The organism is Pseudoalteromonas sp. S4492 (genome assembly GCF_005886115.1).
GTDB lineage: Bacteria > Pseudomonadota > Gammaproteobacteria > Enterobacterales > Alteromonadaceae > Pseudoalteromonas > Pseudoalteromonas gelatinilytica.
In genome coordinates this window covers 49,104-73,362 of sequence record NZ_PNCP01000029.1, presented here as the reverse complement: position 1 = coordinate 73,362, position 24,259 = coordinate 49,104, and the positions used below count along the sequence as shown (strand labels likewise).

The following is a 24,259-nucleotide window of genomic DNA, read 5'->3' as shown; positions in this document are numbered from 1 at the left end:
TGTGTATAAAGTAAACGAAAGATGAATTCAGCTAACAAGTAATTAAACTAAAACTAATCCTAAAATCTGAAATTAATGACTGGTCATACCTATTTTTTTGCTAGGTATTGACTAGGGGGGCGATATCAATAAAATAGCCCAGCTTTTTGATTCAGCTACTGTTAAGCCAAAAATCAATACCCACGCTTTTTTAGAGTAACTTATGCCAAACGTGTCTACTTGCATTACATATGATGCATCGACGTCACTCGTTATGATGACGTTAAGAGGGACTGCAAGTGCACAGGATGTGATTAATTTTTATCAAATTGCCCACCAATATTCTGTATTATATGGGTCAGAAAAAATTCTTGTTGATGTGTCTGAATTGACTCATGATTTTGCACCGGCTGATTTGTTTACCATCATGCCTGTGATCGCTAATTCATTAAAACAAGCGGTTTTAGCTATTGTAGTTAGCTTTGATGGTTTTATGCACGACTTATTTGTGCAAAAAGCAAAGCGCTATAACCTGCAAGCAGAAAACTTTGAATGTTTTAACAAGGCAAAAAACTGGCTAGTTCGTCAATAAATCGTCGAACTAGCATGGCTCATAATTTTGTGTATATCTGAGCTTACAAATACGGTGATTTATCAGCTTTTGCTGTGCTAATTATCGAGACGATTAAGCGCAAAACCTAGTAATTCACCACGTAACCTTTTAAACTGTTTAGCCAATTAATAATTATAATTTGTTATGACAGCAACTAGGATTGATGCAAGCGAAAACGCTCTAAAATCAGAGACGTTTAGCTTCAATGAACAACAAAAAAACACGCTATTTGCCCAGCTTAAAAAGCAACGTGGCATCTTATCTCAAACAGATATTTCTTCTCTTTGTCAGCAGTTTCAAGTGAGTCAACTTGAGTTACTAAAAGCCTGCGTACCCGTCGCAAGTTTATTTTCTGTCGCACCAATTTCAAAGTTTTATGTGGGCGCGATTGCAGTAGGGTTAAACAAGCAAGGCGAAACAAATTTCTATTTTGGTGCGAATGTTGAGTTTTCTCATCAAGCATTAAGTTTAGTCGTTCATGCTGAGCAATCAGCGATTAATAATGCGTGGCTTAATGGTGCGCAAGCAGTGCAAAGGATCGCAATCAGTGATGCACCCTGTGGTTACTGCCGCCAATTTATGAATGAATTGAGCACCGCAGATTCATTGGAAATTTTATTACCAGAGCGTGATTTTAATTTGCACGAGTTACTCCCTTATTCATTTGGCCCAAAAGATTTAGGTAATGAAGCGTGTTTATTCTCACATAAGCAAAGTGATAAACAATTTACTGATCTTACGATTGATGACCCTAAACTTGTTGCATTGGCACTCAATGCATACGTGCCATACACAGGTAATTTTAGTGCGGTGAAATTAACGACTTTTGATGAAGGTGACTTTTACGGCAGCTATGCCGAAAATGCAGCGTATAGTCCAAGCCTATCTCCACTACAAAGTGCATTGAGTCAGTTTTACCTTGCGGGCTTAACTTTTGATGATAAGTGTGTAAAAGCGATTACCTTACTCGAAACGCAAGGCGCAGAAAATCAGTATGAGGTGGCTAAAAGTGTGCTGGCAAGCTTTGCAAACCCACCAGCATTTGAGCACTATATTGCGAAACTAAGTAACGTTTAATTAAGTAATAGTTTTGCAGCTTCGATGACGACGGCGACTGATTTTTTCTCAATCTCGCCGTGGTCAACATTAGGGATTTCTTGTTTAGTACGATTTACTAATACACCTGCAACACACGCTGCACGCAAACCGAGTGCCGCGCACATAGTAAACAGAGTCGCTGATTCCATTTCATAGTTCATCACACCTAACTTTTGCCATTCTTCGCAGCTACCTTGGAAAGCTCGTGGTACATAACCTGAATAGGTATCGTAACGCTCTTGACCAGGGTAGAAGGTGTCACTTGATGCAGTAATACCAATATGGAAGTTAATGCCTAATTTATCACACGCATTGACCATCGCTTGAGTGGCAAAGAAATCAGACACTGCAGGGAAGCTCAGAGGAGCGAAGTGCTGGCTTGCACCATCTAAACGTACAGAGGCTTGGCTAATTAAAATGTCGCCTTCGTTAATGTGTGGCTGAATTGCACCGGTCGTGCCAATACGCAAAAAGGTATCAATACCTAGCTGTGCAAGCTCTTCAACAGCGATAGAGGTTGATGGACCACCAATACCAGTTGAACAAACAACAACGCTGTGGCCATTAAGTTCACCACGGTATACATGAAATTCACGGGTCTTCGCTAAGCATTCTGGGTTATCGAGAAGAGTTGAAATGCGTGCTGAGCGGTCAGGATCGCCTGGGACAATCGCAAGGGTTGCGCCGTTTAAGTCCTGACGAGTAAGCCCTAAGTGAAATACCTTTTCCATTATTAAACCTTATTTTTGTCTAAAGCGTAATACTTTAATCATATGTGTTCAAAGTACAGGACAGATGTCCTATTAGATTACGAATGTTGCAAGAATTGCACAGATAACCTAAACCTAAAGATGTCACGATAAAAGAGGATATATTATGGCTGCTTCATCTTCTATGAGTAAACATCATGAGTTTGCACGTTGTTTAGAAAGCTCACACATTTCAATGAGTGCGCCTTTTCATTGGTTAGCACTTGCATTTAAAGATATCGCGAATGCGCCCATACTTAGTTTAGTCTACGGATTAATTTTTACGCTGATACCTGCAACGATAATGTATTTTGTTTATCAGTTTGATACACACTTAGTTATTTTGCCTGCGGTGGTTGGTTTTGCGCTCATTGGCCCTGCCTTTGCTGCCGGCCTATACGATGTTGCCTGGGAACTTGAGAAAGGCCATAAACCAACATTAATGCACAGTTTGAAATCAATGTTTAGGAATCCTGCAGGTGAGTGGGGCTTTGCCGTGTTATTAATGGTGATTATGATCGTCTGGATGCGCTTAGCAGCGCTTATTCATGCGTTATATCCAAATGTTGTTAATCCCAGTTTTGAGCAGCTATCGGCGTTTTTAACACTCGGTAGTATTGTAGGGGGTATCTTACTGGTGGCTGTATTTGCTATCTCTGCTTTCACACCGCAAATTATGATGGAGCGCCGTGTTGATATTATGACTGCGGTAATATCGTCTATTAATGCCGTTAAAACAAATGCGGGTGCCATGATAGTTTGGGCTGGCTTGATTTTGTGTTTGGTGTTTGTCGGCTTTATTACAGGCACTGCCGGATTTATCGTAATCATGCCGTTACTTAGTTATGCCAGTTGGCATGCCTATATTGCGGTGATCAAAACTAAGAAGCCAAGAGGCTACGAATAATGAGTATTCACTCTGTCTGAATATAAATCTAATGCGGCAACCGAGTGGGTTGCCGTAAAATTTGACTTTCTTTTCGCGCATGTTATACCTGCCAAAATACAGCGCTCTTATTTAACTAGAGCAGTTTAAATTCTTCTGCATTAAAATTATAACTCTTTAATATCAGTATGTTATATGTTTTGTTTTTTAGGTGTTTATTGAGACACAACGAACTAAACACAATACAATCCTGATTGCGTAAGTTTTTTGCTTACGCATGAATATGCAGACAATGATCAGCGGAGTAGAGATGAGTAACACACAAAAAGCATTCCACGAAAAACTAAGTCAGTGTCTTTGTCCTCCAGGAGATGGCGTATTTACTGTAAATACAGCAAAAGAGCGTAAAGATGCATTACGTACTAAATTATATGGTCAAACAGATAATGTTTATGTGCTGTGGAAAGAGTCCCTCGAAACACTTGCTGACTCTGAGCACAAAGCGGTGATTTTAGGTATTAGCTCTGACTGTGGTGGTGGTATTTTACGTGGTGCTAACTGGGGCCCACTATTTTTACGCTCTACTTTAATTGATCAGCAGCCACAAGCGCGTGCCTTTGATTTAGGCGATGTACGTGTGATCCCACATTTACTGCATGATAAATACCTTAACGATGCGACTATTACAAACTGTCAAAAAGCACTCTATGCTGATGAAAACAGCGAATACCATGTATCGCCTTTGTCTATCACTGAAGATGTATGTGATGGCTTTTATGCAAATTACCCAGAAAAGGGCATTTTCGGTATTGGCGGCGACCATTCAATCAGCTACCCGTTAACTAAAGCCTACTTAAAAGCAAAGCGTGATGCGGGCAAACGCACAGCTATCATTCATTTTGATGCTCATACCGATTTATTAGTAGAGCGTTTAGGTATCGATTTATGCTTTGGTTCGTGGTGTACACATATTCTTGAATATTTACCAGCACCACGTAACTTGATTCAATTTGGTATCCGATCAAGTGGTAAACCAAAGCAACATTGGGAAGATACCTTTGGTGTTAAGCAACATTGGGCACACGAAATCATCGAGCGTGGTGCTAAAGCGGTTGCCGAAGAAGTCATTGCACAGCTTAAAGCTGATAACGTTGATGAGCTTTATGTGAGCTTTGACATTGATGCACTTGATGAAAGCTTTGCTTCAGCGACTGGCACACCAGAAGCAGGAGGTTTAACACCAGAGCATGCCTTAGACATTTTAGTTGCATTGGCTGACGAGTTCCCAATTACAGGTGCTGATATGATGGAAATTGCGCCATTTACGGACAGTTCATTAATTGGTCAAACAAGCTCTGAAACAACGCTAAGAGAAGGTGCTAAAATTTCAGCGTTTTTAATTAATGCAATGAATAAGTAATTGACTCTAGAGCGGAAACACCCTGTTTTCGCTCATTCCTTTTCACTAAATAATATTTCAATATCCGCAACTTCGAGCTATATTATTATAAAAAATAATTATAATTTATTTGGTATCGCTCACTATGCGCACAATTTTAGCCCTGTCATTGCTGCTTTTTCTGCATCCATGTTTTGCAGCAATTACTGTAGTGACCGAAAACTTCCCTAATTTTCAATACCTAGATGAAAACGGTGTATTAACCGGCACTGTGGTTGATAAAGTAAAATCAGGTTTAGCTAAAAGTGGCGTGGAATATGATATTTCAGTAAACACTTGGTCAATTTCGTACAATGCAGCATTAAGAGACAGCAGTACCTGCATTTTTTCTATGGCGAGGCTGCCTGCGCGCGAGGATAAATTCTCTTGGGTAGCGCAAATTGGTGGTTTTTCGGCGTCATTCTATTCATTTAAATCTGATCAAGTAAAAATAGCTAACTTAGATGAAGCTAAAAAATACCGAATTGCAGTTTTAAAAAATAACTATTCACACATCTATTTAAAAGACAATGGCTTTGATGAGCGTAATCAGCTGATCTTACTTGATAGCTTTGACAACATTTACGATGTACTTAAAAGCAGACGCTCAAGCATTGATTTAGTCATCCTCAGTGATGAACAGTTTAAACATGAACGCGATGGCGATAATACGCTTGAAGATTTAAAACCTATATTAAAACTGCCCGTTGGGACACCACAGTTATACTTTGCGTGTAATAAAAACATCAATCCCGCTATCCTTGAAAAGTTAATCAAAGGCTTTGCTGATAACGATTAAAAATAGCACTTGTTGAATGTTATAAAGCGGCTATAATCAGCTGCTTTTTGTCCATTCTCGCCAAACTCTAGCCAGCCTAAACGAGCAAAAAGTTGTTTGCATTCAACACTCTGAATGCGGTTAATTTTTAGGAGCTACAATGAGTGACTTACTCATTATTATGATTTTAATTTTGATTAGTGCGTTGTTTGCTATGAGTGAAATAGCCATAGCGGCATCACGTAAGATCAAATTACGAGTGATGGTGGACGAGGGTAATAAAAAAGCCCAAGCGGTGCTGACTTTGCAAGAACAGCCTGGGGCTTTTTTTGCCATGATTCAAATTGCCCTCAACGCAATTGCCATTTTGGGTGGTATTGTTGGTGAGCAGGCATTATCGCCTTATATTGAACAGATCCTAGGGATGATTTATCAAGGCCCATTACTGAGTCAAATCAGTTTTCTAATTTCGTTTTTTAGTATTACTTCGTTATTTATCTTATTTGCTGACTTATTACCAAAACGGTTAGCGATGATAATGCCAGAAGCTGTTGCAGTTAACGTGGTGTCTATTATGCGTTGGGTGACCTTTGCGTTAACTCCTTTTGTGGTCTTTTTTAATGGCATTACCAATTTGGTACTTAGAGCATTTAAAGTACCCGCAGAGCGAGAAGACATTGTTACGACAGAAGATATTGTCGCGATGATGGATGCAGGGGCAGAATACGGCAGCTTACAGCAACAAGAATATGAATTAATTGGGAATGTGTTCGACTTAGAAGCGCGTTTCTTATCAAGTGTGATGACGCCACGCGATCAAATTGTGTTTTTTGACGTAAAAGCCGATGCACAAGAAGTGGCGACTAAGATTATTGAGCACCCTCATAACCACTTTTTAGTGTGTGATGGTAGCTTAGATAAATTAATTGGCTCGGTTGAATCAAAAGATATCCTTCGCAAGGTGCTAAAAGGGCAAACCGCTGAAATAGATAACGAATTGATCAGCCGCGACATTTTTTATTTGCCAGAAACATTAAGCCTTTCTGAAGCGTTAAACACCTTTAAAAAAGCGGCAGAGCCGTTTGCCGTAGTGGTTAATGAATATGCGCTTATGGTGGGTATTGTTACTGTTAAAGATTTAATGAAAGGATTTATGGGTGATTTAATTACCCATCAGGGTGAAGAATTAATCATTAAACGTGACAATTCATCGTGGTTAGTTGACGGTTTAACCCCAGTTGTTGAGCTTGCCAAGGTACTCGAAATTGAAGAGTTCCCAGATCAATCTCATTATGAAACAGTCGCCGGGTTTTTAATTTACACCATGAAACGCCTGCCAAAACGTGCTGAGTTTATTAATTACGGTGGCTATAAGTTTGAAGTGGTCGATGTTGAAGGAGTGAAAGTCGAGCAACTACTCGTTACTCGTATTTCTGAATCTGTTTAGGTTAGTGTTTAAGGCCGCATATTGCGGCCTTATTCAAATGCCCCTTTAACAATTGCTTTGCCTTTACTCACCATATGAATACCCTTTGACCAGCATTCTGTTGGCGCAAGCGTTGTTTTATCAAGTAACACAAGATCGGCGTCTGCATTTTGCTTAATAACACCTTTATTAATACCCAGTACCTGTGCAGGGTTTGATGTAATCGCCATTAAAGCGTGTTCAATCGAAACGTTATACTTTTGCACCGCTTCTACAAATGAGCCATGCAATGTAGACTCTTTTCCGACTTCAAGACCAAGCAGATTAAAGCTTTTGTCAAAAATAGGAAGGCTTGCATGGCCATCAGAGCTCATGGTTAGTTTTGTTGGGTCGACTTTATTCTCAAGGCAATAGGCTAGTGCATGTGCGGCAGAGTATTCACCATGGGCAAGATCATACTCAGTTGTACTTGTTGTAAAATCGATAGTGCCACCGGCTTTGCAAAATTGTATGCCTGCATTTAGCAAATCAATATTACGATTCATGTGTGTTGGATAAAATTGTGCCAGCGAAATATCGGTAAGCTTATCAACTTCGTGTAGTAACGATAAATGCGTTTCAACAGGGCCAACATGGATGCTGACAGTGCCTTTTTTACCACTTAACATGCCAGCCACTTTTGCCTCTGCAGCCAGCTCCGCCAGCTGTTGTACTGTGGGTTGACTACTGCGATGATCAGATATGGCCACTTCACCCACACCAATAAACTCATCTATATACATTAAGTCGCTGGTGATTGAATCTGTGAGTGTTTTAGCAGGTAAATGATAGGAACCTGTATGGCAATAAACATTGAGCCCATGCTCTTTCAATGCCTTTGCTTTAGCAATAAGATTACTATGAGTTCGACTACTTGAGTCAGTGCCAAGGGCTGCAATAACCGTTGTTGTGCCATATTGTGTAGCATCAGTAAGGTTCATTTCGGGTGTTCTGCTGGCAAATCCTGCTTCGCCACCTCCGCCAGTTATATGAACGAGTGAATCCACAAACCCCGGGGCCAAAATACAATGAGTGCCATCGACCGTAGTAATTCCTTGGTAAGTATCGATAGTGATTTCAGGCTGTATATCAACTATTTTTGTGCCAGCAATAAGAACATCTTGAATGCCTAAAGGAGAGGGGGCGAAAACGTCTGCGCCTTTTATAAGTGTTAACATAATAAATTCTTTTACTGATAGTTAATAAAGTGTGCGAGAAAAATAAAGCAGCTAGCAAGGCCAAATAAAGCTAAAGTAAAACGCCAAATAAAACCAGCCCACTCACTCCAATCAAGTTTAACAATACCCAAACAGCCAATGAGGCTTGCTGAGGTAGGAATAAAAATATTCGTTAAACCATCACCCAACTGAAATGCCAACACCACAATTTGACGTGAGATATTTAACAAATCACCGAGCGGCGACATTAGCGGCATTGTTATGGCTGCTTGACCAGAACCTGACGAAACAAAGAAATTAAAAATACTTTGAAATAATAGCATGCCCCATGCAGCGATATAATCGGGCACAACCGAAATACTGCTTGCGCTATAGTATAGCAAGGTATTAAGGGTCGAAGGCGACGTTAAATCGCTACCGCCAAGTATTAAAATAACGCCTTTTGCCAAAGCAACCAAAAGCGCTGCAGGTAAGAGCTCTTGGGCACCTTCTTTAAATGCGTTTGCGCTTTCATTGGCAGTTTGTTTTTTGAATAGGCTAGCGATTACAGCGCAAGCAATACCAAGGCAAAAGAATTGCGCTGCTAATTCAGGAATATAATACTGCCGAGCCATCACGCCCCAAATAACCCAAATAATGCCAGCAATAAAAGTTAGTAAGATTAGTTTATCTGCAGTATCTAAACTAATAGAGCTGTCTTGGTGTTGGTTAGTTTGTTGTTTTGTGGCTCTGATTGAATTGGCATATTTAATAGTAAATAGAAGGCCAAATGAGGTAAAAACAAGCCAAGCAAACATTCTGAAGCCAGCGCCAGAAAAGACAGGTATCTCTGCAATGGATTGGGCAATAGCGATGCTAAAGGGGTTCATCCACGACGTTGCAAAACCGATTTGTGTGGCAACATAGGTTGTTAACACGGTAACTTTTGCATCATAGCCAAGCTGTTTCATAATCGGAAATAACACGATACAAAAGGCAATCGCTTCTTCTCCCATGCCGAAAACCGCGCCACCTAATGAGAACAGTATGAACAGCAGCGGGATAAATACCCATTCAATATGCTGTGTTTTATTAATCAATGCCATGATGCCATTATTAATAGCACCTGTTTTTAAGATAATACCAAATGCACCGCCAGTAGTTAAAATAAACGCCATCACGCCAATTGCAGCGCCATACTTATCACCTGATACTAAACCTTCAAATAAAACGTTAGCGAGGCCTATGTCCCCACCTTCTGCAAAAAGCGCTGGCGGGGTATGGTCAGAAACTGTTTGATATTGAGATAACTCAACACTATGACTGTCTTTTTCTGCATTAAAGACACCAGGGGTGATAAATAGGCTGGCAAAATAGGCGATAACTGCGACGCACAACAAAATGATGCTCGCATCTGGCATCGCAAACTGTTTGTTTTTCATAAAGTCACTTAAATGTCATTCGACGTTTATAAGATAAGCAAGGTATTGTAGCCCTTGCTAAGAAAGATTAATACTGAGAGTCGTCAGTTTAAGATAACGTAAGCTCAAAAGTGTGGGCGACTATTAAGCCGCCCATACCTTGCTAAAAGCGATAGCTCAAACTTAACGTATAGCGACTGCCATAAGCATTATGGTTTATAGAATCAAAACCTCGACTTGAACCATACAGTTTAGGGGGTTCTTTATCGAAGATATTATCGATACGAGCACGGATTGATAATGCATCATTTATAAAATATCCGGCAGATAAATCCCATACTAGCCAGTCATCAACATCGCGTTTTAATTCATCATTAAGCTCGCCAAGTTCTTCTAACTCATCTATTTCACGGCCACGCAGCCCTTCAATATCATCCTCATAGCTACTGGTATAATTGGCGCCTAGGTTTAAATAATAACTCTCGGCATCCCAATCGATAGAGAATCTGCCTACATTTTCAGGGTAGCGATAAGTGCCGATTAGCTTTTCGATTGTATCTGAACCGGGTTTGTTTCGCTCAAACTCTAAATAGTGTGTACCATCGAAAGCGAGTGTTAAGTTGCCTGTTGCAAAAAGAAAACGATGATCGAATTTAAAGTCGATACCCGCTAAGGTTTGTGTGCCGGTATTTTCCAGTGGAATAACATGGTCTCTAAATAGTGGCAGGAATAGCTCATCTTCGCGCGGGTTAAACTCACTAATATAGTTTGTTAGGATCTCTGAAAGATTTGCGCCATCACTTTCGATATTAAGGCCAGCATTATCGGTTACTTCACACAGCTGCTCTTCGTACGAAATACCTTGTTGGCCTTGTGGTACTAAGCCACAGTGACGAAGAGAAGCATCCGTAATTGCTCTATCTAGTACGGCAGTCATATTGGTATCGATGACTTGCTCATGATCAAAATGCCAATAATCGACAGTGAGGTTGGTATTTACAGATGGGCTCCACACAAAGCCAATGCTGAGCGCTTCAGATTCCTCGGCTTTGAGTGCTTGGTTCCCAAGTTCTAGGCTGTTAACACTGACTTCTGTACCATCACCCATACAGTATAAGTCTGCAACTGCCTGATTTGCGCCGCAATCAAAGCTTGATTGTGTGGTACGTAATTTTACGCCAGCTTGAGTTAATGAAGGTGCTCTAAACGACGTTGACCAAGAGCTCCTAATAATTAGAGAATCTGAAGGGCGGTAGCTTAAACCCACTTTAGGGTTAAACGTTCCACCAAAGTCATCGTAATGATCGTAACGACCAGCAACTTGCAGTTCTAGCTGCTCAGTAACTGGCATATTCAACTCTACAAATGCAGCGTATTGCGTACGGTCTGCTTCTGATAAGCTCGAGCCAAAACCAAAAACATCAACTAAATAACCATTTTCAGCACGCGCTTGAGAGTCTAAAGACGGAATATCTTTTAACTCTTCTCGGCGAGCCTCAATACCAAATGCACCATAAATGGGTAACTCATTAAATGTAAATAAGTCGCCATTAAAGTTTAAATCCCATCCGTAAACTGTACTTTCACCACTTCTACTAGGGTTTGCTTTTGCAAGCTCAAGCACCGTATCATTATTAGCATCACCCTGTAAAAAAGGGTTGTAGAATGGCATTAACTGACCTTGCGCACAATTGAGCTGTGTTCCATCGTATGTAGCCGTTGAACCGTCAGAGCATAATTCACCAGTGATTGCAGCATGAAATTGGTAGCGGTTGTAAATACCATCAATCGCTTCTTGCTCTGACTTAGAACGAGAAAATGTTACACCTGACTCCCAACTCCAATCACCAATGTAACCAGCTAGGCTACTGACTAAGCGAAAGTTTTTAGTTTCAACTTCAACAGTACGCGGTGAATTAAAACGTGCATCAAATGCAAAGCCATAAACATCTCGACCTGCTTGAGTGGTAAATGGATCAATATAAAGCTGGTCCATAAGGTCGTTACTGCCATCAGCGTTATCATAAATGAATAGCGCATCTTCTATGATATACGGACCATCATCATCGTTTATTTGATTGATTGGTGCAGGTGATGAATAGGCTTTTGATTTAGTTTGGCTATAGAAGAAATCGGTATGCCAATCTAAATCACCTAAGCTGCTGTTAAACATAAAGCCAGTTGAAAGGCTTTCAAATGGGGTTTCTAGGTAATCATCTTGGTTAGCATAGTAAGCACAAATTTGCTCACCATACTCAGTCGTGACAAGTTCTGTTTTACAGTTTGGCGCAGGTAGCTCATTGCCATCTCGACTACTGTAGTAATAAATGTTCGGCGAGTTCTCAAGTTTGGGTAAGTATGAGTAACCATTCACTAAATTAGGTGTTGCGGTATAGCTTCTGTCGGTTGCTTTAAAGGCATTGCGGTCGTAAATATCAGCAAATACCGTTAAGTTACTTTCACCTATATTCGTGCCGTAGACCAAGTTAAGTTGCTTCTTACCTTCGTCATGACTGTCAAAACTATTGGTGTAAGAAGTGTTTACTTCAGCTCCTTGAAAGTCATCTTTGAGAATATAGTTAATAACACCGGCGACAGCATCAGACCCATAAATTGCCGATGCACCAGTGGCTAAAATATCAATTCGCTCAATTGCAGCAAGTGGAATTGAGTTCACATCGACAAAGTTTTCAGTGCCTGCTGCGAATGAGCTAGGTGCTACACGTCGGCCATTAATGAGTGTTAATGTGGCAGAAGGCCCCATACCTCTGAGGCTAGCCGCTGATTGACCCGCTGGTGTTGAGGTTGATGTACCACCACTTTCAGATGTTGAAAAGGTACCTGAACCGCCTTTGAAAACGGATAAATCTTTTAACAACTCATGAATGGTGTTCGCTCCTGAGCGCTTGATTGCATCTTGGTCAAGCACGGTAAGCGGGATGGTTCCTTCTAAATCAACCCCTTTAATTCGTGATCCTGTTACTTCTACTCGTTCAATTTTTTCTGGTTGTTGGTCGTTTTGAGCATACACAGTTTGTACTGGACACAGCACAGCACTGATTGCTACAGCAATTGATAGCTGACGAAACATATTGATTTACCTTTGCCTTAAAAAACACACGGCAAAACCGTGACGTTTTGAATAATTGTTATAATTTTTTAGACAGGGCAGTAGGTTATAGACACAACTAGCCCCTCACAGGAAGTGAGGTGTGGCTACTCGTCAAACCACTCCGAAAGGTAGTGTGGAGAGTAGAAATATGTGCAAAGCGATAATGCGTTTTTCAACATAATTCCAATCCGTAAGGTCTTTTGACAAAGCTAGCGATACAGTGCTAGCTTACTCGCGTTTTTAAATGTTCCTTTTTTTTATAGCAAGCAACAAAAAGCTGCGCAAGCAATTTTCTAATATTTTTTTACAAGAGTGTAACAATATGAACATCCTTAAGGAGCAAAAGACTAAATATCAAACTTCAGCTTTTTCTTTGGTATTTGGTTTGTTTTTCGCGTCATTTGGCAGCAAAGTTTATGCAAATGATCAACAGCAAACGTTGGTCTTAGTCGGCGGTGCCTTGACCACTTGCTCAAGTATGAGCCCTAAAAATTGCCTTTCGAATAAACAGATCAGTGGTAAACAGAATAATCAATATCGATTAAATAATGATGCCTTAAGTGAAATTAAGACAAACTGGCCAACCAAGAATAAAAAAAATCGTCAGCAAACGCTCAAGGTTTTAGCACAAATTGCACGTCAAAACTCAGGTGTGATCACTAAAAGTGATATTTTATGGGCATGGCGTGATTTAGATAACAAGCTACTAAACGAACTCACTGATTCAGAATACAACTTTGTCATAGATTCACTTGAAGTTGCTGTATTAAATACAGATTCGACCCGTCAAAAAGAGCAGGTTAGTACAAGCGATAATAACGAAAGTGCAGCTAATGATATTTTAGACTTCGTTGCTGCTTCTTTAAAAACAACCACCAAATCACCAGCAATTTTGGCTGTTACAGCTTCAAGCAGAGACCCATATGAATCAGCTGACTTTTATGAAGGGTTATTAAACTTTAATGGTGTTGAATCAAGCTGGTTACCTCTTACTCCTGCCTTAGCAAAAGCGATAACCAGTAAGCAATGTGAGAGTTTGGATTCTTTACGTAGTGACTCCATGGGCGTTTTTAATCGTGAGACAATTTACCCTGATCGAACTAAGGCCGAAAAAGCGCTTTGTGATAAAGGGGTAGATCATTTAGTTGAGCTAATTGAAAATGCCACGGGGATTATGTTTAACGGGGGCGATCAAAGTTTAACCAGAAAAGTTCTTTTTGATGAAGAGGGTAAGCAATACCCTTGGACGCGTGCAATTTTACAAAGGCCATTACTTGTAGGTACTAGCGCAGGCACTGCGGTGCAAAGTGGTGGTAAAAATGCCTTTGGCTCAGTACCAATGATCACAAACGGCACAAGTTTAGCTGCAATGAGAGAAGGTGCGTTTGCGGTATCACCGCCAAGTGAACGTTGTGATAATGAATGTGGTGATAAGCTTTCAGCAGATTCACTCACTTATGAAAAACAAGGTGGACTAGGCAGTTTTCCGTACGGTGTTCTTGATACACACTTTAGCGAGCGTAACAGAACAATGCGTTTGGCTAGATTATTGGCAGATACAAAGCAAAAGCATGGTTTTGGCATTGATGAAACCACAGCACTTGTATCAATACGAGCAGGTAAAACCTCATTAATGACGGTGATTGGTAAAAGCGGTGTCGTGCATGTTCAATCAGACGCTAAAAACAGTGGAGCAATTAGTTATTGGCCTGCAGGTGCAGTTATTGATGTAACAAAGGATGGCTTTAATCTCGCTAAACGAACTGTTGATAATGCACTCCCTAATATTAAAATTCCGCCACTGCCTATGCAGCGTTTTGGCACTATTTTTTCAGATGCTAAATTGCGTTCGCTTGTACAAGCTATGTGTTTAACCCAAGAACAACAGGCAGTAGCCCAGCACGATGAGTTTTTATTGGATTTAAATGCCACTGACAATACTCATTATTACCGTGTAAATACGAGTAGTACAGGCTGTGCAGTAGAAAACCTAGCATTTAAAGTTAAGACCTTTTAGCAGTTAAGGTACTGAAAAAGTAGTGGATTATTTGTTCATTATTAGTTAGCGTAAAACTAATAATGAACAAACCATGGAATGGAGTTATGAAATATAACGTACTACTTTTATTTATTTTTGGCTGTTTATTTGCCTATTTATCTATACCAGTCATAGGTTATGGTGCAGCTATAGCGATACCTACAGTAGTACTTTCCCCGCTTTATGGATTGTCACCTAACTTTGCTTTATCAATGGTTGATATCGTTACTTTAGGTCTTCCTTTATTAGCGTTACTTTTGGTGTTTTTATTAATAAGTAAGTCGCTGTATCTCAAAGACAAAGCGTATTCATATTTTATATTGCTGACACCATTTTTAGCGCTGCATTTATATTTTGCTGTTAACACCTTTTCTGCAAATATTAATAACACCACTTTACTGACTAGTCTGCCTAAGTATGTATTACTAGTGCTATTTGTTGCGCTTTTTTCTACGCATAAAAAACCAGTTTTAGTTGATGTAAGTCATACGCGAAAGTTCAACATATAAGCTAATCTCTAATTAATCAGTGAACGAAGTTGGTAACACAATGAAAAAATTACTGCTATTAACAAGTGGGGGTGATTGCCCTGGGCTTAATGGGGTGATCAGAGCGGTGGTTAAAGCAGCCGAGCATGATGGTAATTGGCAGGTGTATGGTAGCCGAAGAGCTTACTGTGGTGTGCTTGAAAAGCCAAACGATATTATACACTTAACCAGTGAAGTGGTGGCTGGTATTCATGTTCGTGGTGGAACAATTCTAGAAACTGTTAATAAAGGGAATCCTACCGCATTTCCTGCTGAAATAGCTGGCGAACAAGTGTTTATTGACCGCTCTGATGAGCTGATCAGTACGATAAAGCAACTTGGTTTTGATGCGGTAATAAATATAGGTGGTGATGGTTCGCACAGAGTGTCTCAGCATTTATTTGAGCATGGCTTAAATATCGTAGGCGTACCAAAAACCATTGATAATGATTTATATGGCACTGATTACACAATTGGTTTTCAGACTGCCGTCGATACAGCTACCGAAGCCATTGATCGGTTAATACCAACAGCGCAAAGTCATAATCGGGTGATTGTGACAGAAGTAATGGGGCGCGATGCTGGTTGGATTTGTTTGCACTCTGCTATTGCTGCCGGTGCTGAGGTCGCACTTATTCCAGAAATTCCTTACGATATTGAAGCGATTAAAACCAAATTAACGTCACGTTTTGATAAAGGCCATGGATTTGCCAATATCGTCATTTCAGAAGGAGCTAAACCTATTGCTGGCGCAGTCGTTAGTAAACAATCAAATGAACGTGGCTACGAAAACCCTGTACTAGGTGGCATTGCTGAGCAACTTGCTTCGCAGATACGTGTGGCGCTTGATCTTGATGTAAGAGTCACTGTGTTAGGGCATATTCAGCGGGGTGGTACACCGAATGCGTTCGATAGGGTACTTGCAGCAGAGTTTGGTGTTCAGGCATTCGAGCTAGTAAAGAAAGGTCAGTTTGGTTTTATCCCTGTCAGTAAAGACGGTGAAATTAAACCAATCAGTTTAAAAGAAGCTACTTCAGAATATCGCGTCATTCCTTTAGATCATTCTTTAATAACAAGTGCCCGCGCTATGGGCATGTGTTTAGGCGAATAATATGCGAATTGATATACTTTCAATTCGCATAACTAATAGTTTTAAAACAACTTTCTCAGTTATCTTCGCAATAATTCAATTAGCAATTTATGTATTGCACAAAATTCATGCGTTAAAGCAAGCTTTTTATTTAATGTAAAGTTCTTTAAAGATGGTTGATCTGTGCCTTTTTTAGTTTAGAATGATCGTTCACTCTAAACTAAGGAACTACACATGCAGCGCTCTCGCATTCCATTTTTTGCACTGTCAGCTTTGGCTGGTGCTGTTTTATTATCAGGCTGCGGCCAATCTGAATCGGCTCAAGGGCAAACGCAGGCAGCACAAGCTGTACCTGTTGGCGTTATTGAGATGCAAAGCAAACCTCTTACGCTAACTAAAGAATTGCCAGGCCGTGTGGCTGCTTCACGTATCGCGCAAATTCGCCCACAGGTTAACGGTATTATTCAATCACGTATGTTCGTTGAAGGTGCTGAAGTAGAAAAGGGCCAAGCCTTATATCAAATCGATCCATCTACTTTTGAAGCTGAAGTAGCGACTAGCAAAGCGGCTATCACAAAAGCACAAGCAAGTATTGCTAATGCAAAAGCAAAAGCTGAACGCTATAAAGAACTATTGAGTATCAAAGCAGTAAGCCAACAAGATTACGACGAAGCAGATGCAGCATACAAAGGTGCAAAAGCAGACTTACTAACAGCTCAAGCGCAGCTTAAAACTGCTGAAATCAATTTAAACTACAGCAAAGTGTTAGCACCAATTAGTGGTCAAATTGGTAAATCAGATGTCACTGCCGGTGCACTTGTTAGCGCTAATCAAGCTACAGCATTAGCAACCATTACTCAATTAGACCCTATTTATGTTGATTTAACCCAGTCGAGCAGTGAACTAACACGTTTAAAAAAAGCCATTGCTGCGGGTGAGCTTGATAAAGATGCTGCTTTACATTCAAAAGTTGAATTAAAGATGGAAGATGGCAGCACTTATCAACATAAAGGCACATTGCAATTTTCTGAAGTAACCGTTGATCCAAGCACAGGCTCAGTAACGTTACGTGCTGAATTTCCTAACCCTGAAAAATTACTACTGCCTGGTATGTATGTTCGTGCAGTGATTGTTGAAGGTGTGAAAAGTGATGCGATTTTAGCACCGCAACGTGGCGTAAGCAGAAACACCAAAGGTGAGCCTACTGCCATGGTTGTAAGCAAAGACAATACCGTAGAAGCACGCGTGCTTAAAACAGATCGTACTGTGGGCTCAAACTGGTTAGTGACAGATGGCCTTAACAGTGGCGATAAGCTAATTGTTGAAGGTTTACAGAAAATCCGCCCAGGTGCCCCAGTCAATGCCATGCCTGCAGAATCAGCAGCTAATAGCCAGTAACGGAGAAACTTAATGTCACGATTTTTTATTGATCGGCCCATATTTGCATGGGTACTTGCTATCGTTGTGATGCTGGCAGGTATCTTAGCAATTAGAAGTTTGCCGGTTGCGCAGTATCCATCAATTGCACCACCTGCAATTAGTATTCAAGCCACATACCCTGGTGCGTCGGCCCGTACTCTTGAAGATACGGTTACACAGGTTATTGAACAAAAAATGAAAGGGCTAGATGGCTTGCTTTACATGTCATCAACCTCTGAGTCAAATGGCTCAGCGACGTTAACCTTAACCTTTAGTGCAGATACAGACCCTGATATCGCACAGGTTCAAGTACAAAACAAACTGTCGCTTGCAACACCGTTATTACCTGAAGAAGTACAACGTCAAGGTGTCTCGGTTGCAAAATCTGCTCGAAACTTCTTAATGGTTGTAGGCTTTGTCTCTGAAGACGGCAGTATGAATAACATCGATATCGGTGATTATGTTTCATCAAACGTGCTTGATATTATTTCGCGTGTAAATGGTGTCGGTGAAGTACAGCTGTTTGGCTCTCAATATGCAATGCGTATTTGGTTAGACCCAGCTAAGTTACTTAAATACTCGTTAACTCCTGCAGATATTAGCGCTGCAATCAGTGCTCAAAATGCGCAAGTGTCGGCAGGTCAACTAGGTGCCTTGCCAGCAGTAAGTGGCCAACAATTAAATGCAACGGTGACTGCACAAAGCCGTTTACAAACACCTGAGCAATTTAGAAATATTTTTGTAAAAACCAATGCTGATGGTTCAGTTGTTCGCCTAAGTGACGTTGCGAATGTTGAATTAGGTGGTGAAAACTACGGTGTTGTTGCGCGCTTTAACGGCAAACCTGCATCGGGTTTAGGTGTTAAGCTTGCCAGTGGTGCCAACGCACTTGATACCGCAGACGGCGTAAAAGCCGCGCTTGCTGAACTTGAGCCTTTCTTCCCTGAAGGTTTAACTACGGTTGTTCCTTACGATACGACGCCATTCGTATCACTTTCAATTGAGAAAGTAGTAAGCACTCTAATTGAAGCTGTTGTACTGGTGTTCTTAGTAATGTACTTATTCTTACAGAACTTCAGAGCAACACTTATTCCGACCATTGCAGTACCTGTTGTATTGCTAGGTACGTTTGCCATTTTACAAGTGTTTGGTTTCTCAATTAATACCCTCACTATGTTTGCGATGGTACTTGCCATTGGTCTACTGGTAGATGATGCCATCGTTGTTGTTGAAAACGTTGAACGTGTAATGACTGAAGAAAACTTATCGCCATTACAAGCAACACGTAAATCGATGGATGAAATCAAAGGCGCACTTGTCGGTATTGCGATGGTGCTGTCGGCTGTATTTGTGCCTATGGCGTTCTTCCCAGGCTCTACAGGTGTAATTTACCGTCAGTTCTCAATCACTTTAGTAACAGCTATGAGTCTATCTGTGCTAGTTGCGTTGATTTTAACACCAGCGCTTTGTGCGACTATTTTAAAACCAAGTCATGTTCACAATAACAAGTCATTCATTGGTCGTTTCTTCCTTGGTTTTAATCGTGGTTTTGACAAAACAAACTCGGGTGCGCAAGGTTTTGTGTCTCGCATGATCAAACACAGTAAACGCTACTTACTTATTTACGGTTTAATCGTGGGTGGTATGGTGTTTATTTTCTCACAATTACCATCGGCATTTTTACCAGATGAAGACCAAGGTATTTTGTTTAACCAAGTGAGCTTACCTGCGGGTGCGACAACAGAGCAAACGTTAAAAGTTGTTGAAAAGATGGAACACCACTTCTTAGAAGATCAATCAGAAGCAGTTAAATCTATCTTTACGGTAACAGGTTTTAGCTTTGCAGGCTCTGGTCAAAATGCGGCAATCGGCTTTGTTGGCTTAAAACACTGGGATGAACGTCAACGCCATGATCTATCAGTCGGTGCAGTTGCGGGTAAAGCCATGGGTTACTTTTCAACCATTAAAGAAGCGTTCGTATTTGCTTTCCCACCACCTGCTGTTGTTGAACTTGGTACTGCAAACGGTTTTACCTTGTTCTTACAAGATAGGGTTGGCCTAGGTCATGAAAAACTACTTGAAGCACGTAACATGTTTTTAGGTATGGCTGCGCAGAACCCTGTGCTATCGGGTGTGCGCCCGAATGGTCAAGAAGATAAGCCAGAGCTTGAACTTGATATTGATTTAGCAAAAGCCGAAGCATTAGGTCTAACTCAAGCTGATATCAATAATACGTTATCGACAGCGTGGGGTAGTAGCTATGTAAATGACTTTATCGACCGTGGCCGTGTGAAAAAAGTGTACTTACAAGGCACACCTGAATCACGCATGGTGCCAGAAGACTTAGATGAATGGTATGTACGTAACGCAAGTGGTGACATGGTGCCATTTACGGCGTTTGCTCATTCGCATTGGACTTATGGCTCACCGCGTCTTGAGCGTTACAACGGCTTCTCAGCGATGGAAATCCAAGGTGCGGCTGCGCCGGGTTACAGTACTGGTCAAGCGATGGCTGAAGTTGAGAAAATGGTTAAGAAATTACCAGCTGGCGTGTCGTTTGAATGGACAGGTATTTCATATGAAGAGCGCTTAAGTGGTGGTCAAGCACCATTGCTTTATGCACTTTCATTGTTGGTTGTATTCTTATGTCTAGCGGCATTATACGAGAGCTGGTCAGTTCCTGCTGCGGTTATGCTAATTGTACCGCTTGGGGTATTTGGTGCATCGATTGCCTCGTTTGTATTTAATTTATCTAACGATATTTATCTACAAGTAGGTCTTTTAACCACCATAGGTTTGGCATCAAAAAATGCCATCTTAATTGTAGAGTTTGCGATTCATAAAATGGATGAAGGTATGAAATTAGTCGATGCTGCTGTGGCTGCTATTCGCCTTCGTTTACGTCCAATCTTTATGACATCAATGGCATTTGTCTGTGGTGTACTACCCCTAGCAATTGCATCAAGTGCGGGTTCGGGTGCGCAAAACGCACTAGGTATTGCTGTTATCGGCGGTACACTTGCTTCATCGACCATTGTGGTGTTGTTTGTACCATTGTTCTTTGTACTGGTGCGTCGTGTATTCCCAGGTAAAACAAAATCAACGAATGAGGAGCAGGCATAATGAAAGCTAAACTAATCTCAGTGTCTGTTGCTGCACTTATGTTATCTGCCTGTAATATGGCGCCAGATATGGAGCAGCGTGAATTACCCGTTGCTCAAAACTATGATATCCAAGGTACAGCAGGCGATATCAATGCGCTCAATTGGCAGTCATTTTTCAGTAATGCGCAGCTGCAACAGCTGATTGCGCTCACACTTGAAAACAACAAAGACATAAAAACTGCTGCACTGAATGTGCAGCAGGTAAGAGCAATGTACCAGATTGAAGATTCAGCGCTTTACCCAAGCATTGATTTGAATGCATCGGGTACGCGTCAGCGTCTTCCGGCAGATTTATCTGGTACCGGACAAGCAACTATTTCTGAAAATTATTCAGCGACTGTTGGCCTAACCGCTTATGAAATTGATCTTTGGGGCAAAGTCCGCAACCAATCAGAGCAAGCTTTGCAAAATCTTTATTCGGCCGAATACAGTTTAACAAGTGTACGCATTAGTTTGATTTCAGAATTAGTGAATGCATGGCTTAACTATGCGACGGACAAAGAGCTTTTGGCACTTGCAAACGAGACTTTAAAGTCACAGCAGGAGTCTTTAGAGCTAACCCGTAAAACATTTGCCCTTGGTGCAGCTTCTCAGTTAACGCTATCGCAACTTGAAAGTACGGTAGCAACCGCGAAGGTTGATATTGCAAACTATCAGCGTTTATTAAAGCGTGATAAAAATGCCCTCGATTTTTTAGTGGGTAAAACTGTCACTGCGGATTTATTACCATCACAAAATATTGATGATGTACTGAGTTTACCGGATGTACCAGTGGGGTTACCGTCTGAGCTATTGACTCAGCGACCTGATATTAAAGCAGCTGAGCATGATTTACTGGCAGCCAATGCAAACATTGGTGTGGCAAAAGCGGCATTCTATCCAAGTATCAGTTTAACCGCGAATGCGGGGACGGCTTCTGCTGACTTGAGTAACCTGTTTGATTCAGGCTCAGGTACTTGGAGTTTTGTACCATCGGTAAATTTGCCTATTTTTAATATGGGTCGTAATCAAGCTAATCTTGATGTTGCAAAAGCTCAGCAAGAAATGGCACTAACCAGCTACGAGCAAACCATACAGCAAGCGTTTAAAGAGGTTTCTGATGCACTTGCTGATCGTGAAGGTTATATGCATCAGCTAGATGCGCTCAATGACTTATATCAAAGTAATGAGCTATCTTTTACTTTATCGGATGCGCGTTTTCAAAAAGGGGCAGACAGTTACTTACAAGTATTGGATGCACAACGAAATTGGTACAGTGCCGGACAACAGTTAATTTTGGGTAAGCAAGCATATCTGGCGAGCCAAATTAATTTGTATAAAGCACTGGGTGGCGGCTGGAATGCACAAAAATCTGTGCAATAAATCAGCAAAAGCATAATTTATTTAAGGTTTTGCAGGATCTTAGTTGTTTTGACTCTCCTCTAAGATTAAGATCCTGTAAACCTTGTTTAAATTTAAGTTAACCATAGTCAGTAAAGCTTGGAGAAACCATGACGCAAAAAACGAAAAGACACAATGACCCTGCGCTTGCCGAGGCAAGACGTAATCAAGTGCTTTGTGCCGCAGCGGATTGTTTTCGACGTAAAGGCTATCATGGGGCAGGAATGGCAGAAATTTCTAAAACTGCAGGCATGAGCGCTGGCCATATTTATAATTACTTTGCCAGTAAAGAAGCAATTATTGAATCGATTGTAGAACGTGATATGGAAGAAATGTTCTCAATTTTTAAAGAGTTTGCTGATAAACCAGGCGACCGCGTTACTGTGTTGCTTGATGGTCTTGACAGAGGTGTTGAGCGCCATACCGATTTAAATCAAGGTGCACTTGATTTAGAAATGTTGGCCGAAGCTGCACGTAATGAAAAAGTAGCTAACTTACTTCGTGGCTCAGATACCCATGCCCGTGATTCAATGCGCGAATTATTAGTAGGTGAAAGAGGTCCGTTACAAGGAACGGCACTTGAAGAAGTAAATGCTCGTATTGAAGTGATGTTTTCTGTCATGGGGGGGCTCTTGTTGCGTAAGATGTTAAACCCAGATCTTAATATCAATGAGTTACATAAAGCGTTGCGTCCGGCAATGAAAACCTTATTGTTACCGTTTGAATAAAGCGCTTGTTAAAAGCGCTCTATAGACCATTGGATTGCCATAATTGCAATTAGCATTGAGCCTGCTGGCATAATGGCTTTTTTGTACCAGGGGTTATTTCTAAGTAGCATTAGTAGCGGTAAACAAATGGCTAAAATAACCAGTTGACCAATCTCAACCCCTAAATTAAACGCTAAAATACTCATTAGCTGGTATTCATTTGATAAGCCAAGCTCACCTAACACACTCGCAAATCCCATACCGTGCAATAGACCAAAGCAGAAGGTGATCCAACCTAAACGCACAATCATTGGCCAAATATTATTTATTGCGGCAAATAATACTGAAAGCGCAATACCTAATTCTACCCATCGGGTGTTTGGCGATATGATATTCATTGCAGTTGCTGTGAGGGTCATTGAGTGAGCAAGCGTAAAAGCGGTGATGATCCAAGCTGTATCAACAAGGATTTGTTTTTTAGACTCGACACGTTGCCACTCGCCTTGCTTACGTAGTAACACACAGCCCAGCAATAGCGCGATTAAGAACAAAATATGATCTGTGCCCATCCAAATATGTAATATGCCTTGCTTTACATATTCAATAAACGTTGTGGTGAAGCTTTGCTCTTTAAAGTTGATAACTTGTTTTGCCGTATTTTGTTCAAATACGCGGCTTGATTTAGCAATGGCGGCAATTGCTTGATGATGCTCATCTATATCAAATAGGGCTGTGTAATTAACTGTTATAGAACTATCAGATGGACAATCAACTTGTAGTGGCACATGGATATACGACTGATTAAAGTGGTTATCTATACTAAGTGCACCATCAACCGTGACCTTGCAGCTTTGATTTTGTTGTAACACATTAAAATGGCTATTTAGATAGTCTAATACTGCTTGTTGCTGTGATGTAATTTCATGCCATGTAATTACATTATCTTGATTTTTATCGAAGTTAATCGCTTTATCGAGATCAGTTACAGAGGCTTGCCAAGAACCAGTGAGTGAAAGTGTATGACTCGTTTGTTGTTCTAAAGTAAGGTAAGCGGTACTTTGCTGGTGGGCATAACTGGTAAAACTAAAAATCAATAGAAATAGCGTAAACAACAACGACTTTTTCATGTTTATTCCTAAGATAATACAGGCGGGCAAGTCTTATGCTCGAATGACCGCATTTCTTTTAAGATAAGTAAAAAGGGGCTGTTACTATAGCAAGTACACAGGTTTAACGGC

At 40.8% G+C, this 24,259-nt stretch carries 18 protein-coding genes; 13 read left to right on the top strand and 5 right to left on the bottom strand.

The annotated features are described in order from the left end of the window. Nucleotides 1-202: 202 nt before the first annotated feature. Complete coding sequence (locus tag CWC28_RS09210; RefSeq protein WP_063703620.1) at nucleotides 203-571, top strand: hypothetical protein; 369 nt, start codon at nucleotides 203-205, stop codon at nucleotides 569-571. 165 nt (nucleotides 572-736) lie between these two features. Next, nucleotides 737-1,669: a cytidine deaminase gene (gene cdd, locus CWC28_RS09205; protein ID WP_063703622.1), complete on the top strand. Its 933-nt coding sequence runs from the start codon at nucleotides 737-739 to the stop codon at nucleotides 1,667-1,669. Here cdd and udp read toward each other — a convergent pair. Further along, the gene (gene udp, locus CWC28_RS09200; RefSeq protein ID WP_105173396.1) at nucleotides 1,666-2,421 is read right to left on the bottom strand and encodes a uridine phosphorylase; all 756 of its coding nucleotides are present in this window, start codon (nucleotides 2,419-2,421) and stop codon (nucleotides 1,666-1,668) included. The two genes, cdd and udp, sit on opposite strands and share 4 nt — an antisense overlap. Nucleotides 2,422-2,566: 145 nt before the next feature. Here udp and CWC28_RS09195 point away from each other — a divergent pair, with 145 nt between their 5' ends. From CWC28_RS09195 to paeA, 4 genes are all read left to right on the top strand, one after another. Beyond that, nucleotides 2,567-3,346 (top strand): DUF2189 domain-containing protein, encoded by a 780-nt coding sequence (locus CWC28_RS09195; RefSeq protein WP_138625038.1) that lies wholly within the window; start codon nucleotides 2,567-2,569, stop codon nucleotides 3,344-3,346. A 289-nt stretch (nucleotides 3,347-3,635) separates the two neighbouring features. Continuing rightward, nucleotides 3,636-4,745, top strand: a complete 1,110-nt coding sequence (locus tag CWC28_RS09190; RefSeq protein WP_138625037.1) for an arginase family protein — start codon at nucleotides 3,636-3,638, stop codon at nucleotides 4,743-4,745. Between the two features lie 124 nt (nucleotides 4,746-4,869). After that, the gene (locus CWC28_RS09185; protein WP_138625036.1) at nucleotides 4,870-5,562 is read left to right on the top strand and encodes a substrate-binding periplasmic protein; all 693 of its coding nucleotides are present in this window, start codon (nucleotides 4,870-4,872) and stop codon (nucleotides 5,560-5,562) included. Nucleotides 5,563-5,701: 139 nt separating this feature from the next. Continuing rightward, the gene (gene paeA / locus CWC28_RS09180; RefSeq protein WP_063703632.1) at nucleotides 5,702-6,988 is read left to right on the top strand and encodes a polyamine export protein PaeA; all 1,287 of its coding nucleotides are present in this window, start codon (nucleotides 5,702-5,704) and stop codon (nucleotides 6,986-6,988) included. 29 nt (nucleotides 6,989-7,017) lie between these two features. On the opposite strand, the gene iadA is transcribed toward paeA, so the two are convergent. The 3 genes from iadA to CWC28_RS09165 all read right to left on the bottom strand — a co-directional run bounded on the left by iadA (nucleotide 7,018) and on the right by CWC28_RS09165 (nucleotide 12,675). Then, nucleotides 7,018-8,184, bottom strand: coding sequence for a beta-aspartyl-peptidase (gene iadA, locus CWC28_RS09175; RefSeq protein WP_138625035.1), 1,167 nt, complete (start codon nucleotides 8,182-8,184; stop codon nucleotides 7,018-7,020). 11 nt (nucleotides 8,185-8,195) lie between these two features. Continuing rightward, entirely contained in the window at nucleotides 8,196-9,605 is a 1,410-nt protein-coding gene (gene yfcC / locus CWC28_RS09170) for a putative basic amino acid antiporter YfcC (protein ID WP_063703637.1), read from the bottom strand. 142 nt (nucleotides 9,606-9,747) lie between these two features. After that, a complete protein-coding gene (locus tag CWC28_RS09165) occupies nucleotides 9,748-12,675 on the bottom strand; it encodes a TonB-dependent receptor domain-containing protein (protein ID WP_138625034.1) in 2,928 nt (975 codons plus the stop codon). Between the two features lie 343 nt (nucleotides 12,676-13,018). On the opposite strand from CWC28_RS09165, the gene CWC28_RS09160 reads away from it, so the two are divergent. The 7 genes from CWC28_RS09160 to CWC28_RS09130 all read left to right on the top strand — a co-directional run bounded on the left by CWC28_RS09160 (nucleotide 13,019) and on the right by CWC28_RS09130 (nucleotide 23,042). Next, a complete protein-coding gene (locus CWC28_RS09160) occupies nucleotides 13,019-14,713 on the top strand; it encodes a cyanophycinase (RefSeq protein WP_105180324.1) in 1,695 nt (564 codons plus the stop codon). Between the two features lie 86 nt (nucleotides 14,714-14,799). Beyond that, the gene (locus CWC28_RS09155) at nucleotides 14,800-15,243 is read left to right on the top strand and encodes a hypothetical protein (protein ID WP_105173392.1); all 444 of its coding nucleotides are present in this window, start codon (nucleotides 14,800-14,802) and stop codon (nucleotides 15,241-15,243) included. A gap of 40 nt (nucleotides 15,244-15,283) precedes the next feature. Beyond that, nucleotides 15,284-16,372, top strand: coding sequence for a 6-phosphofructokinase (locus CWC28_RS09150; protein WP_138625033.1), 1,089 nt, complete (start codon nucleotides 15,284-15,286; stop codon nucleotides 16,370-16,372). 213 nt (nucleotides 16,373-16,585) lie between these two features. Beyond that, nucleotides 16,586-17,749 (top strand): efflux RND transporter periplasmic adaptor subunit, encoded by a 1,164-nt coding sequence (locus tag CWC28_RS09145; RefSeq protein WP_063703647.1) that lies wholly within the window; start codon nucleotides 16,586-16,588, stop codon nucleotides 17,747-17,749. A gap of 12 nt (nucleotides 17,750-17,761) precedes the next feature. After that, nucleotides 17,762-20,893, top strand: a complete 3,132-nt coding sequence (locus CWC28_RS09140; protein WP_138625032.1) for an efflux RND transporter permease subunit — start codon at nucleotides 17,762-17,764, stop codon at nucleotides 20,891-20,893. Further along, on the top strand, nucleotides 20,893-22,296 hold the full coding sequence (locus CWC28_RS09135; RefSeq protein ID WP_063703651.1) for an efflux transporter outer membrane subunit: 1,404 nt from the start codon (nucleotides 20,893-20,895) through the stop codon (nucleotides 22,294-22,296). The genes CWC28_RS09140 and CWC28_RS09135 overlap by 1 nt, the downstream gene beginning before the upstream one ends. A gap of 128 nt (nucleotides 22,297-22,424) precedes the next feature. Continuing rightward, entirely contained in the window at nucleotides 22,425-23,042 is a 618-nt protein-coding gene (locus CWC28_RS09130; RefSeq protein ID WP_105173387.1) for a TetR/AcrR family transcriptional regulator, read from the top strand. Between the two features lie 8 nt (nucleotides 23,043-23,050). On the opposite strand, the gene CWC28_RS09125 is transcribed toward CWC28_RS09130, so the two are convergent. Beyond that, nucleotides 23,051-24,148: a HupE/UreJ family protein gene (locus tag CWC28_RS09125; RefSeq protein ID WP_138625031.1), complete on the bottom strand. Its 1,098-nt coding sequence runs from the start codon at nucleotides 24,146-24,148 to the stop codon at nucleotides 23,051-23,053. Nucleotides 24,149-24,259: the final 111 nt, after the last annotated feature.

What these genes read in the sequence shown, in the direction of transcription:
- CWC28_RS09210 (WP_063703620.1), top strand. Translation starts at nt 203, where the DNA reads ATGCCAAACGTGTCTACTTGCATTACATATGATGCATCGACGTCACTC.
- cdd (WP_063703622.1), top strand. Translation starts at nt 737, where the DNA reads ATGACAGCAACTAGGATTGATGCAAGCGAAAACGCTCTAAAATCAGAG.
- udp (WP_105173396.1), bottom strand. Translation starts at nt 2,421, where the DNA reads ATGGAAAAGGTATTTCACTTAGGGCTTACTCGTCAGGACTTAAACGGC.
- CWC28_RS09195 (WP_138625038.1), top strand. Translation starts at nt 2,567, where the DNA reads ATGGCTGCTTCATCTTCTATGAGTAAACATCATGAGTTTGCACGTTGT.
- CWC28_RS09190 (WP_138625037.1), top strand. Translation starts at nt 3,636, where the DNA reads ATGAGTAACACACAAAAAGCATTCCACGAAAAACTAAGTCAGTGTCTT.
- CWC28_RS09185 (WP_138625036.1), top strand. Translation starts at nt 4,870, where the DNA reads ATGCGCACAATTTTAGCCCTGTCATTGCTGCTTTTTCTGCATCCATGT.
- paeA (WP_063703632.1), top strand. Translation starts at nt 5,702, where the DNA reads ATGAGTGACTTACTCATTATTATGATTTTAATTTTGATTAGTGCGTTG.
- iadA (WP_138625035.1), bottom strand. Translation starts at nt 8,184, where the DNA reads ATGTTAACACTTATAAAAGGCGCAGACGTTTTCGCCCCCTCTCCTTTA.
- yfcC (WP_063703637.1), bottom strand. Translation starts at nt 9,605, where the DNA reads ATGAAAAACAAACAGTTTGCGATGCCAGATGCGAGCATCATTTTGTTG.
- CWC28_RS09165 (WP_138625034.1), bottom strand. Translation starts at nt 12,675, where the DNA reads ATGTTTCGTCAGCTATCAATTGCTGTAGCAATCAGTGCTGTGCTGTGT.
- CWC28_RS09160 (WP_105180324.1), top strand. Translation starts at nt 13,019, where the DNA reads ATGAACATCCTTAAGGAGCAAAAGACTAAATATCAAACTTCAGCTTTT.
- CWC28_RS09155 (WP_105173392.1), top strand. Translation starts at nt 14,800, where the DNA reads ATGAAATATAACGTACTACTTTTATTTATTTTTGGCTGTTTATTTGCC.
- CWC28_RS09150 (WP_138625033.1), top strand. Translation starts at nt 15,284, where the DNA reads ATGAAAAAATTACTGCTATTAACAAGTGGGGGTGATTGCCCTGGGCTT.
- CWC28_RS09145 (WP_063703647.1), top strand. Translation starts at nt 16,586, where the DNA reads ATGCAGCGCTCTCGCATTCCATTTTTTGCACTGTCAGCTTTGGCTGGT.
- CWC28_RS09140 (WP_138625032.1), top strand. Translation starts at nt 17,762, where the DNA reads ATGTCACGATTTTTTATTGATCGGCCCATATTTGCATGGGTACTTGCT.
- CWC28_RS09135 (WP_063703651.1), top strand. Translation starts at nt 20,893, where the DNA reads ATGAAAGCTAAACTAATCTCAGTGTCTGTTGCTGCACTTATGTTATCT.
- CWC28_RS09130 (WP_105173387.1), top strand. Translation starts at nt 22,425, where the DNA reads ATGACGCAAAAAACGAAAAGACACAATGACCCTGCGCTTGCCGAGGCA.
- CWC28_RS09125 (WP_138625031.1), bottom strand. Translation starts at nt 24,148, where the DNA reads ATGAAAAAGTCGTTGTTGTTTACGCTATTTCTATTGATTTTTAGTTTT.